The sequence below is a fragment of the Stenotrophomonas sp. 05L414_2 genome (assembly GCF_056397905.1).
Genome location: NZ_JBFTOJ010000006.1, coordinates 35449 through 48920 on the forward strand (window position 1 = coordinate 35449; position 13472 = coordinate 48920).

General features: G+C 61.6%; 16 protein-coding genes and 1 pseudogene. 16 read left to right on the forward strand and 1 reads right to left on the reverse strand.

From position 1 onward, the window contains the following. Positions 1–63: 63 nt before the first annotated feature. The 11 genes and pseudogenes from AC1DJN_RS01990 to AC1DJN_RS02040 form a co-directional block, all read left to right on the forward strand. Entirely contained in the window at positions 64–909 is an 846-nt protein-coding gene (locus AC1DJN_RS01990; RefSeq protein WP_442251400.1) for a CPBP family intramembrane glutamic endopeptidase, read from the forward strand. Between the two features lie 71 nt (positions 910–980). After that, the gene (locus AC1DJN_RS01995; protein ID WP_442251401.1) at positions 981–1787 is read left to right on the forward strand and encodes a M48 family metallopeptidase; all 807 of its coding nucleotides are present in this window, start codon (positions 981–983) and stop codon (positions 1785–1787) included. A 131-nt stretch (positions 1788–1918) separates the two neighbouring features. Then, entirely contained in the window at positions 1919–3106 is a 1188-nt protein-coding gene (locus AC1DJN_RS02000) for a tetratricopeptide repeat protein (protein ID WP_025875554.1), read from the forward strand. Between the two features lie 143 nt (positions 3107–3249). Then, on the forward strand, positions 3250–3918 hold the full coding sequence (locus AC1DJN_RS02005) for an energy transducer TonB (protein WP_478038691.1): 669 nt from the start codon (positions 3250–3252) through the stop codon (positions 3916–3918). Between the two features lie 94 nt (positions 3919–4012). Then, positions 4013–4774 carry a TonB-system energizer ExbB gene (exbB, locus tag AC1DJN_RS02010; protein WP_478038693.1) on the forward strand — a complete coding sequence of 254 codons (762 nt, stop codon included), beginning with the start codon at positions 4013–4015 and terminating at the stop codon, positions 4772–4774. 56 nt (positions 4775–4830) lie between these two features. Then, positions 4831–5256, forward strand: coding sequence for an ExbD/TolR family protein (locus AC1DJN_RS02015; protein ID WP_478038695.1), 426 nt, complete (start codon positions 4831–4833; stop codon positions 5254–5256). A 3-nt stretch (positions 5257–5259) separates the two neighbouring features. Continuing rightward, the gene (locus AC1DJN_RS02020; RefSeq protein ID WP_025875547.1) at positions 5260–5673 is read left to right on the forward strand and encodes an ExbD/TolR family protein; all 414 of its coding nucleotides are present in this window, start codon (positions 5260–5262) and stop codon (positions 5671–5673) included. Positions 5674–5822: 149 nt separating this feature from the next. Then, a complete protein-coding gene (gene cls, locus AC1DJN_RS02025; protein WP_442251402.1) occupies positions 5823–7283 on the forward strand; it encodes a cardiolipin synthase in 1461 nt (486 codons plus the stop codon). Between the two features lie 40 nt (positions 7284–7323). Then, complete coding sequence (locus tag AC1DJN_RS02030) at positions 7324–7584, forward strand: membrane protein (RefSeq protein ID WP_025875543.1); 261 nt, start codon at positions 7324–7326, stop codon at positions 7582–7584. 9 nt (positions 7585–7593) lie between these two features. Continuing rightward, positions 7594–8337: a pyridoxine 5'-phosphate synthase gene (locus AC1DJN_RS02035; protein WP_442251403.1), complete on the forward strand. Its 744-nt coding sequence runs from the start codon at positions 7594–7596 to the stop codon at positions 8335–8337. Between the two features lie 302 nt (positions 8338–8639). Further along, positions 8640–8897 (forward strand): annotated as a pseudogene (locus AC1DJN_RS02040) (hypothetical protein); the annotation flags it as partial. Positions 8898–9052: 155 nt separating this feature from the next. On the opposite strand, the gene AC1DJN_RS02045 reads toward AC1DJN_RS02040, so the two are convergent. Beyond that, positions 9053–9277, reverse strand: coding sequence for a helix-turn-helix domain-containing protein (locus AC1DJN_RS02045; RefSeq protein ID WP_049412847.1), 225 nt, complete (start codon positions 9275–9277; stop codon positions 9053–9055). An 80-nt stretch (positions 9278–9357) separates the two neighbouring features. Between AC1DJN_RS02045 and AC1DJN_RS02050 the strand changes: the two genes are divergently transcribed. The 5 genes from AC1DJN_RS02050 to AC1DJN_RS02070 form a co-directional block, all read left to right on the forward strand. Next, positions 9358–9693: a hypothetical protein gene (locus AC1DJN_RS02050; protein ID WP_049412845.1), complete on the forward strand. Its 336-nt coding sequence runs from the start codon at positions 9358–9360 to the stop codon at positions 9691–9693. 150 nt (positions 9694–9843) lie between these two features. Beyond that, positions 9844–10935, forward strand: coding sequence for a PA0069 family radical SAM protein (locus AC1DJN_RS02055; RefSeq protein ID WP_059065724.1), 1092 nt, complete (start codon positions 9844–9846; stop codon positions 10933–10935). Positions 10936–11236: 301 nt separating this feature from the next. Continuing rightward, entirely contained in the window at positions 11237–12025 is a 789-nt protein-coding gene (locus AC1DJN_RS02060; RefSeq protein WP_238582229.1) for a hypothetical protein, read from the forward strand. Positions 12026–12142: 117 nt separating this feature from the next. Beyond that, positions 12143–12610, forward strand: coding sequence for an NIF family HAD-type phosphatase (locus AC1DJN_RS02065; protein ID WP_478038697.1), 468 nt, complete (start codon positions 12143–12145; stop codon positions 12608–12610). A 630-nt stretch (positions 12611–13240) separates the two neighbouring features. Next, on the forward strand, positions 13241–13472 hold a 232-nt coding region (locus tag AC1DJN_RS02070), incomplete at its 3' end, for a hypothetical protein (RefSeq protein WP_478038699.1).

The following is a 13472-nucleotide window of genomic DNA, read 5'->3' on the forward strand; positions in this document are numbered from 1 at the left end:
ATCGGATGGTGGCCGGCGCGCGGGGAGGCGCGCCGGCTTTTGTCCCTTGATCGCAGGTAATCGATGTCCGCTTCCGCCCCGGCTTCCGCTCCGCCGCCGGTTCCACCGGCTACTGTCACGCCCCGCGCCTCCTCGCCGCTGGCGGGCTTCTTCATCGATCTGGGAATCGCCGCCGTCACCCTGTTCGGGTTGAGCCTGGTGGGCGGGCTGATCTGGGGACTCTATCGCGGCATCGTTGTGGGATACGCCAGCGCCAAATCCGGCGGTGGCACGCCTGACCCGGCAGCGGTCACCCAGCAGCTCGGCCAGCCCGGTGCTCTTGGGCAGATCCTGATGGCACTGGTCGCTACCGGCGGCGCAGCACTGCTGGTGTATTTCTGGCGCCGACCGGCCAACGCTGCCGAACGCCAGCGTTCGCGCGACGCGCTCCGTCGCCCCTCCACCTGGGGTTGGACCCTGCTGGTGGCCAGCGCGATCGTGATCGGCAGCAACGGTATCGCCTTCGTGGCCAAGCAGATGGGCATCGAGCCCGTGCCGACAAACCTCGAACTGATGCAGAACGCGGTTGCCCGCTTTCCGCTGTTCCTGACGTTGTTCGCCGTGGTACTGGCACCTGCCTACGAGGAACTGCTGTTCCGCCGGGTCCTGTTCGGGCGCCTGTGGCAGGCCGGACGGCCGTGGCTGGGGATGATCCTGAGCAGCCTGGCGTTCGCGCTCATCCATGAAATTCCCGGTACCAGCGCCAATGGCCCGGCCGAGATCGCCCAGCTATGGCTGGTCTATGGCGGCATGGGCGCTGCGTTCTGCTGGCTGTACCGCCGCACCGGCACCTTGTGGGCAGCGATCGCCGCCCATGCGCTGAACAATGCCGTGGCGCTTGCGGCCCTGGTGTTTTTCGGGGCAACGTAAGGCGCTGTCCGCTTGACGAAAGATTAAGCAGACCCGTTACACACTGGGCTTCTGAACACGGGGGTGGGTCCATGAAACAACTGCTGCTGGCCATCGTCATCACCACTCTGGTCAGCGCCTGCGCGACCACCACTTCACCCACCGGCCGTCGGCAGATGGTGGGCGGTGTGTCGCAGGCACAGCTGGACCAGCTGGGTGCGCAGGCGTTCGCCGAAACCAAGCAGAAAGAGAAGATCAGCAGCGATGGCCGCCAGAACGGCTACGTGCAATGCGTGGTCAACGCGCTCGTTGCACAGCTGCCGCCTCAGTACCGTGGCGTACAGTGGGAAACGGCGGTGTTCGTCGACAAGGAACCCAATGCCTTCGCCCTGCCCGGCGGCAAGGTCGGGGTCAACACCGGCATCTTCAGCGTTGCCAAGAACCAGGATCAGCTGGCAGCGGTGATCGGCCATGAAATCGGCCACGTGATCGCCCGCCACCACGAAGAACGCATCACCCGGCAGATGGGCGCGCAGACCGGATTGGCGGTGCTGGGCGCGCTGGCCGGCGCCTATGGCGGCGAAGGCGCAGCCAGTACGGTCAACCAGCTGGGCGGGATGGGGGCGCAGACCGCGTTCCTGTTGCCCGGCTCACGCACCCAGGAAAGCGAGGCTGACGTGATCGGTCAGCGGTTGATGGCCGAGGCCGGATTCAACCCCGCCCAGGCCGTCGATCTGTGGCAGAACATGATGGCCGCCAGTGGCGGTCGCAGCCCGCAATGGTTGTCGACCCATCCCGATCCGGCCAATCGGATCAGGGAGTTGCAGCGTGATGTGCCGGCGCTCGGCCCCGTCTACCAGCAGGCGCAGGCGGCCGGACGCCGGCCAAAGTGTGGCTGAGTGCGCAGATTCATGCTGTATTGCAGCACATAAAACGATTTCTCACGCCATCTGTTTCTGATACGTTTGGCGGCTCAGATTTTTCTGACAGTCCGACTTTGCCGCTACCGGCGGTTCGATCGAGGTGAACGATGATTTTCCGTAACCACAAAGCTGTGCTTTCCGTCCTCATCGCCACTGCCCTGACCGGCGCCGTGGTCACCGACGCGTTCGCGCAGTCCTCGCGTTCGTCCGAGCGTGGCAACCGTGGCGGCAAGCAGGCCAAGGCCGAAGTGCTGTTCCCGAACGCGACCCGCCAGGAACCGGCAGCGAAGTCGTCGGCCAAGCTGGGCAGCAAGCTGCAGAAGATGATTGACAGCTACAACAAGGAAAAGTTCCCGGAGACCCGCACGCTGGCCGACGAGATCCTGGCCACCGACGGCGCCAACGAGTACGACAAGTCGCTGGCCGCGCAGCTGGCATCGCAGGCCGCCTACCAGACCGACGACACCGCCGCGGCCATCGCGTACCTGAAGCAGGTGCTGCAGTTCAACGGCCTCGACAACAACGGCCACTTCCAGTCGATGCTGATGCTGGGCCAGCTGCAGATCCAGGAAGACCAGACCGCTGAAGGCCTGGCGACCCTGGACAAGTACTTCGCCGAGAGCAAGTCGACCAAGCCGGAAGAGCTGATCATCAAGGGCCAGGCGCTGTACCAGCTGGAGCGCTACCAGGAAGCGATCCCGGTGCTGAAGCAGGCCATTGCCGGCGCTGCCGAGCCGAAGGACAACTGGAACCAGCTGCTGATGGCCGCACTGTCCGAAGCGGGCCAGACCGGTGAGGCCGTGCAGGCCGCCGAAGCGCTGGCGGCCAAGAACCCGAACGACAAGAAAGCGCAGCTGAACCTGGCCAACATGTACATGCAGGCCGACCAGATGCCGAAGGCCGCCGCGGTGATGGACAAGCTGCGCAGCAGCGGCCAGCTCACCGAAGAGCGCGAGTACAAGCAGCTGTACTCGATCTATGCCAACACCGAGAACAAGGAAAAGGACGTCATCGCGGTCATCAACGAGGGGTTRCAGAAGGGCATCCTGAAGCCGGATTACCAGGTCTACCTGGCACTGGCCCAGTCCTACTACTACTCCGACCAGGTGCCGCAGGCGATCGATGCGTGGCAGAAGGCCGCCCCGCTCTCCAAGGACGGTGAGACCTACCTGAATCTGGCACGCGTTTTGCACAGTGAAGGTCGTGTCCCGGAGGCCAAGCAGGCCGCCCAGCAGGCGCTGGCGAAGGGCGTGAAGAACCAGGCGGATGCCAAGAAAATCATCAACCTGAAGTAAGTAGGAATAACGCCTGAACGCCTGCCCAGTTGATGCGCAAGCGCTCAGGATTGGTATAAGCTTGGAGGTTCCTGCGGTGTCATGCACCGCTGATCAGGGATCCCGCCCCCGGGATTCCGGCCCCACTATTGAGCTCTTGGCGCATGACGGAACAACTAGTCGTTCACCGGTACGAACAACCCGATGACAAGGGGCTGAGCTGGCCTCGCATCGTCGGTATCGCGTTTGTAATCGCCCTGCATCTGGCCGCCTTCATGATGCTCCTGATTCCTRCCGTGGCTCCCAAGGCCGTGGCGGAGAAGGAGCGCAACGTCATGGTGACCATCGTCGACGCACCGCCGCCGCCGCCACCGCCGCCGCCGCCGCCGCCGCCGCAGGACACCCCGCCGCCGCCGGTGAAGAATCTGTCGCCGCCGAAGCCGTCGCCCGTCCCGCCGCCGCCGCAGGCGCCGGTCGTCGACGTGCCGGAACCGCGCCCGAACGATATCGTCACCCCGCCGTCGCCGCCGTCGCCGCCGGCACCGCCGACCTCGATCGAGGCCAGCGTGGACATCTCGTCGAAGGCCATGAATCCGCCGCGCTATCCGCCGGCCGCCTTCCGCGCTGGTATCCAGGGCGAAGTGATCCTGATCATTGATGTCGATGCCAGCGGCAACGTCACCAATGTCACGGTGGAAAAGTCCAGCCGTAACCGCGATCTGGACCGTGCTGCGATGGAAGCTGCCCGCAAGTGGCGTTTCAACGCCGCCGAAGCTGGCGGTAAGAAGGCTGCTGGCYGCGTCCGCGTCCCGGTCAACTTTGCGCTGAACTGATGCGCCCGGGTGGCCGCCTGGCCACCCTCGCCTCCAGTTCGATTGTTTAGCTTAGCTACACCCTTTATCACCACACACAACAAAGGTAAGCGTCATGCTGCAGGAAATTTTCATCGCCGCTGCTGCCGGGGGCAATCCGTCCAACGCCCTGTCGCAGATGGGCTTCGAGCATCTGATCCACGAAATGACCACCAAGCCGGGTGATTTCGCGGTTTCCTGGGTCGTGCTGCTGACCCTGGTCGTCATGTCCGCCATGTCCTGGTACTGGACCGTCATCAACATCTTCCGTGCTACCCGCCTGAAGAGCGCCGCTGATCGCGTCGTCAGCCTGTTCTGGGATACCCCGAACGCGCAGGACGCCATCCGTGCAATGGAAGAGCAGCCGGCTTCGGAGCCGTTCTCGAAGATCGCACTGGACGCTGCCCAGGCTGCTGCGCACCACCAGCGTGCTGAAGGCGGCGCTGTCGGCGGCGTGGGTGAGAACCTGAGCCGTTCGGAGTTCGTCGACCGCGCTCTGCGCCAGGCCGTGACCCGCGAAAGCAACAAGCTGCAGTCGGGCATGACCCTGCTGGCCACCGTCGGTGCAACCGCTCCGTTCGTCGGTCTGCTGGGTACCGTGTGGGGCATTTACGGCGCGCTGATCAAGATCGGTGCCACCGGCTCCGCTTCGATCGACGCCGTTGCCGGCCCGGTGGGTGAAGCACTGATCATGACCGCCATCGGTCTGTTCGTCGCGATCCCGGCCGTGTTCGCCTTCAACTTCTTCAGCAAGATCAACAGCGCGACCATCAGCAAGTTCRATACCTTCGCGCACGACCTGCACGACTTCTTCGCCACCGGTTCGCGCGTCCGCTAATTGCGACGCGCTGTACCCGCGAGAACGTAGTCACCAAGATCTAGACGGAGCCCGTTATGGCTTTCAGTAGTGGTAACAGCGGCGGCCCCATGGCCGACATCAACGTTACGCCCCTCGTGGACGTGATGCTGGTGCTGCTGATCATCTTCATCRTCACGGCGCCGCTGATGTCCCACAAGGTCAAGGTGGATCTGCCGGAGGCCAATCTGGTCCAGAAGCCGGACGACACCAACGACCGCAAGGGTCCCATCACCCTGGCAGTCAAGGAAGACGGTTCGATCTACTGGAACGACGAAAAGATCGACAAGCAGACTCTCGAGTCGCGCTTGGCGACCGCCGCCCAGCAGACCCCGCAGCCGCCGTTGAACCTGCGTGGTGACCGCACCACCAAGATGCGTGTCATCAACGAGATGACCAAGGTCGCGCAGGAACAGGGCATGCTGGACGTCGGCTTCGTGGCGACCAAAGAGAAGGGGCAATAAGCCATGGCATTCAGTAGTGGTGGTGGCAAAGGCCCCATGGCAGACATCAACGTCACGCCCCTCGTGGACGTGATGCTGGTGCTGCTGATCATCTTCATCGTCACCGCGCCGATCATGACGTATCCGATCGCCGTGGACCTGCCGCAGCGCGTGCTCAACCCACCGCCGCAGCTGGTCGAACCGCCGCCGCCGATCGAGCTGAAGATCGACGCCAGCAACCAGGTCTCGTGGAACAACAGCCCGATCGGTACGCACGAACTGCAGCAGCGGATGGAGCAGGAGGTCCAGCGTGACCCGACCAACCAGCCGGAACTGCGGATCGATGCCAGCCCGGATTCGGAGTACGACGTGATGGCCAAGGTTCTGGCCGCCGCGAAGAATGCTCAGATGAAGAAGATCGGCTTCGTGCAGCAGTAAATCGCTACACCGCAATACATCAGTCATGACGCGACTGCAGACGCCCCTGGAAACAGGGGCGTCTTTTTTTGTGCGTGCAGGCGTCTTCCCGGCAACGCCGTTGGCAATGAATGCCTCTGGCCGGTGCCTGTCCCCGCTATGATCGGCGGATGCTCGCCCTCTTCGATTCCGTGCGCCATTGGCTTGATGGCATCGCCCACCTGGGAACGATCCTGGCGGTGGCCTATCTGCTGTATCTGCTGGCGTTGACGGGCTGGATCATGCTGCAGAAGCGCGAGCCGGTGGCCACGCTGAGCTGGATCCTGTCGCTGGCGCTGCTCCCCTACCTCGGCCTCTTCATCTACTACCTGCTGGGCCCACAGAAGGTGAAGCGGCAACGGCTGCGGCGCGGTCGCGCGCGCTCGGGCATGGAGCACTACAGCGATGTCTGCCCGCCCGATGCCGACTGCACCGAACTGGCCAAGATCGCGCAGGCGACCACTGGGCTGGCGCCAAGCACAGCCACCGAAGTGACCTGGCTGGTCGACGGCGCGGCCACCTACGCCGCGCTGCTGGAAGCGGTGGCACAGGCGCAGGACCATGTGCACCTGGAGTACTACATCTTCAATCCCGACCACGCCGGCACCGCGTTGCGGGATGCGTTGGTGGAACGGGCCAGCGCCGGCGTGCAGGTGCGGCTGCTGCTGGATGCGGTAGGTTCTTCGGCCGTGCGCCAGCGCTTCCTGCAGCCGCTGTTGAACGCCGGCGCGGAAGTAGTCTGGTTCCATCCGCGGCAGCTGTTGAAACCATTCAAGCGACCCTGGTTGAACCTGCGTACGCACCGCAAGCTGGTGATCGTCGATGGCCGGCTGGCATTCACCGGCGGCATCAACATCACCGACGACGAAGACGAAAGCCGCAACCCGGATGCTTACCGCGATCTGCACATGCGCCTGCGCGGGCACGTGGTGCGCAGCCTGCAGCTGGTGTTCGCCGAGGACTGGTTGTACGCCAGCGGCCAGGACCACTCGCGGTTCGATATCGCCCGGCTGTGGCCCAGCGACATGCCCCTGCGCGGCGACGGCGCGATCAACGCGCAGGTGCTGGTGTCCGGCCCGGATTCGGGATGGGAGACCATCCATCGCCTGCACGTGGCCGCCATCCAGGAAGCACGTGAGCGGGTCTGGCTGGTCACCCCCTACTTCGTACCCGGCGAAGCGGCGCGGATGGCGTTGACCTCGGCCGCACTCGGTGGCCTGGACGTGCGCATGCTGGTGCCGAAGATGAGCGACTCCTGGTTCGTGACCCAGGCCGCGCGCTCCTATTTCGACGAGCTGCTGCATGCGGGGGTGAAGATCTACGAGTACGGTCCACGCATGCTGCATACCAAGGCGTTCATCGCCGACGACGATGTCTGCATCGTCGGCAGCGCCAACTTCGATCACCGCAGCTTCCGCTTGAATTTCGAGCTGTCGATGATGATCAGCGATCGTGGCCGGGTGGCGGAACTGTCTACGTTGCTGCAGTCCGAATTCGAGCGTGCCACCCGTGTACATGACCAGGCAGGACGCTCGCTGTGGCTGCACCGGCTGCCCGAAGCCTTCGCGCGATTGGCCTCGCCGCTGCTGTGAGGCAGCGCTACACTGCGGCGGTGGCCCGGGGAGACTGACAATGTACTGGCTGTACCTGCTGCTGGCGCTGGGCTGCTTCGCCTTTGCGCTGAAAACACCGAACATGGGCCTGATGTCGCTGGCCCTGCTGGGTACCCTCGCCTTCCTGCTGGCATGGGTGCGCGGGAGATACGCCGCACGCTTCGGCGACCTTCAGCGTGATCCGGCGACACTGGTGGACAGCGATGAACTCAGGCGTCTGCGCGAGCAGGCCAAGGTTGCTCCGGCCGACGGCAGCGACCCTCCCTCTCACTCCCCGTAGTCCCGTTCCATGACCCAGCTCAGCGTCAACGTCAACAAGATCGCCGTCCTGCGCAACTCGCGTGGCGGTACCGAACCGGACGTGGTGCGTGCCGCCCAGGCCTGCCTGGATGCCGGCGCGCATGGCATTACCGTGCACCCGCGGCCCGACCGCCGGCACATCACCGCCGAGGACGTGCTGGCGCTGTCGGCGCTGACCCGTGCCCGTGGTGTGGAGTTCAACATCGAAGGCAACCCGTTCGCGCCGCCGCGTGAGGGCTACCCCGGGTTGCTGCCGCTGTGCGCGCAGACGCGCCCGGCGCAGGCCACGCTGGTTCCCGATGGCGATGGCCAGATCACCTCCGACCATGGCTTCGACTTCGAACGCGATGCGCAGCGGTTGCGCCCGCTGGTGGCCGAGCTGAAAGCGATGGGATGCCGGGTGAGCCTGTTCGTGGATGCCGGCAATCCGCTGCTGGAGCAGGCCGCCGATGTCGGCGCCGACCGCGTCGAGCTGTACACCGGCCCGTATGCCGAGGCCCATGCCGCCGGCGACGCCCGCGCCATGCTGGAACTGTTCGCCACGGCCGCGCGCCGTGCACAGGCCGTCGGCCTCGGTGTGAATGCCGGGCACGATCTGTCGCAGGACAACCTGCGTGACTTCCAGGCCGCCGTGCCGGAGGTGCTGGAGGTGTCGATCGGCCACGCGCTGATCGGCGAGGCGCTGTACGACGGCCTCGATGCCACGGTGAAGGGCTACCTGGCACTGCTGTAGCAGTGCGTGGGACTTCCCCGCTGGGTTGAAGCCCGAAGACGTGCGGCAGGTCCCCGTGTTCCGGCCTGGCAAGCGCCCCTGTAGCCGATGTTCCCATCGCAGCTGCTGAGACACCCGTGGCCCATGCTGGCCTGCCGCGGCGATGGCGCGTGCCCGGTCCCAAGCCATGCAACCCTGTGGACAAGTCTGGGGTCAACGTGCGGTCCCACGTGCCTGCGCGCCTACAGCTACGTGAATCCTGGCCGCTTGCGCCACCTGTGGTTAGCAATAATACTAATATCCCGTAACGGCCGGAGGGCAACATGCAGCACCCCCCTCGCAACGCCCAGGCCGCCATCAAGGGCCGGGGTTCCACGTCCCATCTTGCGGGGCGTTTTGAAAGCACCGTCAGCGAAGCGGTGGACGACGGCTGGGCAGTGGACGACAGCGAGGAGTTCCTCGCCCCGCGCCTGCGCACGGAAGTACGCGCGGAGACCGCTCGCAGCATCATCAGCCGCAACAACTCCCCGGACGTCGGCTTCAGCCAATCGGTGAATCCGTATCGCGGCTGCGAGCATGGTATCAATACCCCCTGATTGTTCACCAGACAAATGGATATAGATCAATAGTTTAGAGGAGTATCAGTAAACACATCGGCTTGGCAGGAGCGCGCGCAGCAACGACGAGCTCGCCCCTCTCGGACGAGCTGGCCCTCGCTCTTTAGCTGCGAAGAAAGTTAGAGACCTGCGGCGCGTAGCAAGGCTGACATCGACGTGCCCAGACCATCAGCCACGCGCTCCAAGGTAGCGAGAGTGACGTTCTTTTCGCCACGTTCGATCTTGCTGTAGTAGGCGCGGTGCATTTCGATGTGGTCAGCAAAGACTTCCTGGCTGACACCCAGAGCAATACGATGCGCGCGGATCACATCTGCAAGTTTCGCTTGATTCGTATGCTCGACCATACGAAGCAGCTTGTGGTCCCGGTACTTTAAAGACTACGCCTCTAAAGGTAGTCTACTTATAAGTACTAATTGCCCATCTCATGAACTTTTACCTCGTATGTCCGGAACTGGAGTTCACGCTTGAGGTTCCCTTCTCGCCCATGGGCAGGGAGCAAGTTGCAATGCAGGTGCGTCGGATGCAGGAGGAGGAAGGGCAAGCCAGGGGCTTCGAATGCCGCTTGGCAGAAGAGCTGTCAAAGCTCATCCCGCAACTCACAGATTGGGACATCAAGCCACCCACGGGTGCACAGATGGCGTACGCGACTTCGCTCTGCGCGCAGTTGGGTATTCAACTGCCTGCAGCAACACGTCGATCGCGTGCATTGATGCAAACCTTCTTGGCCGAAGCCAAAGCGCTCCACGGTCAACGTAGCTGACAAAGACTGCACAAGCCGAAGTTGTGGATAAGTTTGGGTAAAACTTTCTCGCCAGATTACCCAATGGMCTACAGCTAGCTGAATTCCAGGGTGTTGCGGTGGCTGTGGTTAGCAATAATACTAACAACCTGACCTTCCCAAGTTGTTGCCATGGAACAGGATGCTCGAAAGGCCCAAGTTCCCCTCAAAGGTAGAGGGGCAGCATCGCGTGTCGCGAGCCGTTTCGATACCACTGCAACAGTGGGAATCGACGATGGCTGGGAATCGGTCTACCAGGAGATGGAAGACGCGCCGCAGTTGAGAACTCAGGTACAGGAAGAGCGAGCGCGAACGGTGATCAGCCGCAACACATCCCCCGACGTTGGCTTCAGCGCGTCGGTAAATCCGTACCGCGGCTGCGAGCATGGGTGCGTTTACTGCTTTGCCCGCCCCTCCCATTCCTACTTGAGCCTTTCACCGGGCTTGGACTTCGAGACGCGCCTATTTGCAAAGACGAATGCCCCAGAGCGGCTCAGAGCGGAGATTAGCAAGTCGAACTACAAGTGCGCCCCAATTGCTCTGGGAATAAACACAGACGGCTATCAGCCAATTGAAAGGAACTACCAAATTACACGCCAATGCCTTGAGGTGCTTGCTGATGCCAAGCATCCGGTGAGCTTCGTCACCAAGAGCGCCCTGATCACCAAGGACATCGAACTGCTGGCGTCGATGGCCAAGGACAGGTTGGTTACGGTCTACTTCTCGGTCACTACGCTCGACAGGAAGCTATCGGCAAAGCTGGAACCGCGAGCTGCCGCTCCCCACGCCAGGCTGCGAGCAATGAATCAGCTGCACGATGCAGGGGTCCCGGTTGGGGTTCTGATCGCGCCTGTCATCCCCATGATCACGGACCATGACCTAGAAGCTATCCTTCAGGCCGCGCACAAACACGGTGCCCGGGCAGCTGGCTACGTGCTTCTCCGGCTACCTAACGAGATCAAAGAGATCTGGAGAGAATGGCTCGAGCTGCACTACCCTGATCGGGCCGCGCACGTGCTTAGCTTGATGCGACAGATGCATGGCGGGAAGGAGTACGACGCCAGCTTCGGCACCAGAATGTCCGGAACTGGACCGGTGGCGGACTTGATCCGCAAGCGATTTGAAAAAAAGCATCGTGAGCTCGGATTCACGAGGCTGCCTGCGCTCGCCACTCATCTGTTTCAACCTCCCCAGGAGAAGTCGCCACAAGGTCAACTTTTCTAACCAGACGAAAAGCGTGGTAGCACCATCAGTTACGAGCGAAGGATCCAGTCGGAGCGGTGCTCACAGGGACAAGGAGTAACAGGCTCCCGAGTGCTGATACCATCTCCCCGAAACTGAACTAGACCCTCCTGCGTAGTAAGCTCAGACGGCTCTCTAAACGTATTTGGTTATCCCGCTTCCTCATGACAAGGACTAGCGTATGCCCAAGCAAGTGAGAGGTTTATCAGTCTACCGAAGCACGATTGAGCGATTGCCACAATTTCGTCTCCTTAGCAGCCCACTCACAGTGGACCAAGCGGCGATGCTGGGATTTGACGGCGTTCCGCAAGCGGGTGCTTCCATTGTGCCAAGCGCCGAAGGGCCCGCGACGTTCTTCAATGCCCGAGGCAAAGAGATCGTCAGAAAGGACCTTCCGATGATCACCAAGTCTCGATCGATCAACACGTCGTGGAAGGACTGGCACGGGCAAACCCACCACGGCACTCAGACAAGATCTTACGAAACCTATCCCCGGGAACACATTGCACCACCTGGTGAATTCCTCACCGCCGTGGAGACAGACGGTGGTATCGCAATGGCTACGAGGATCATTGATCGGACGGAGCTAGAAGAGAGCATTGCAAATCTCCTCAACCTCTACCTGGAATGCTTCCCACACTTTGAAATCGTTGACCCGAACCTTGCGGTGCCAGTCAGGGTCGAGAAGGTCAACTGGCGCATTCTTCCTCCTGGGAAGTTCCCGTTCGATCGAGCGATGCAGGTGCTGGATAACTATCTGGAGCAGCTTACCGAAAGCGATCGCGCAGCCGCTAGACAGCGTATCCGGACCATCACTCGTCACGAGCCAGACTTTATGGCAGTAGGACTAGGCGGTTTCAGTGAGTACATCGTCTTCGGGTTCACGCGAAAGAATCGGTACGTGTTCGAGAGCCCGGAGACAGGCAACGCCACCTACATCTTCAGGAACGAATGGGAGGAGGTGTCTCAGCTCACCAAGCGCCAGATCCTCCAAGAGCAGCTACAAGAGGCCCGGATCATCCACACCTCTCGTTGGGCTATAGAAGTCTCAGAAGCAATCCAGCGGAAGTGAGTGGTCGCGGAACGCTCCAGGATGCGTAAACCGAACCAGCATGATTCGCTCTACGCAGTAGGCAGTCACCTAACGACACGATTACTCTGGGTCGAAAGATCCCAACAGGAACTCCTTATGAAGCCAACCATCCTGGCGTTGGACCTCGAGGGTACGCTCATCTCGAACGCAGTCAGTCAGATCCCTCGCCCAGGCCTATATAGGTTCCTTGAGGATGTCCGATCTCAGTTCGAGGAACTTGTGCTGTTCACCAYGGTTCCCGAAGCCCTCGCCCGAAGCATTGCGGGAATGCTGGCTACGGAAGGCAGTGTACCGGTATGGTTTTCCGGACTTCGCTACATCCATTGGTCTGGAAAGACAAAGGATCTCTCCTATGTCTCCCCCCGCTTGGGCGACGCCCTTCTGCTGGATGACCACGGCCCATACGTGCATGACGGCCAAGAGAGCCTATGGATCGAGATACCGTTGTTTGGCTCTCCGTACTCGGCGGACGACGACGGGTTGCAGATCGCATCTGCACGCCTGACTGATCGCATCATGCAACTGGAGAGTGCATCCAACCCGGCCCGCAGGACCGAAGGTTAGCTTCAATGACAGCGTCGTCTCGATGGCGCTTCGCAAGAGCACACATGTACGGATGGTTCTCTCCCAAAAATGGAACAGATATGGACCACCATGCGAACAAGCCTCAAGTAGGTCTTCCATAGGGTTCGTCTTGGAGACGCCGGAGACGGCAATCGAGAGGCCGCTCTCAGTGGAGGTGCTGCAGGCCTTCTACGGCACCCCTATCTGCGCCGGCAGAAACTAATGTGGAAGCGCCGCACGCACACGTCGTTCCAGCCGATACGATTCGCCGAAGGATGCGCAGTAGCAGGCGCGTCGTCTCCGATTTGCTCATGCCAACTCACTGCCAGCGCGCTTCGGTAGCCATAGACCGCGTGCTATCGACTGCCAGGGTCAAGCGGACCCCCAAGTTGGTAGCGAAAGCGAAAATCTCGAGTACGCGATGACCGAATCCGGTGGGCTTCTGCGCACATCGCCCCTGCTAGAGTTTGGGCTGTCCTTCACATCAAGCGTACCAGTAGGCTCACGATCAGGCGTAAACCACTGAATCAATGACAGTAAAAAACACATCTGATTCTCATTCCATTTGTTAATGTACCGTAAGGCTCACGCGCCAAAAAATTTTTCGCGTACCTGATAGCTTTCGGCGCCATGGCCTACGACGTCGAAATCTGCACCGCGCATGCGATCACTTCACCAGCGACGGTGACAACGGGTGAGCAAGGCGTGCCCTTGCCCGAGGGCTTCTGCTTTCTAGTCAGCAGGTCGGACGGATCACTCGTTCAGCCTGCTTTTGAGTTCTTTGCAGATTCTCATCTCACCATTGACCGGAATCCAAAGCTTGCATGCAGCAAGAATACGACGGCAGCAATAGCGGCTGACC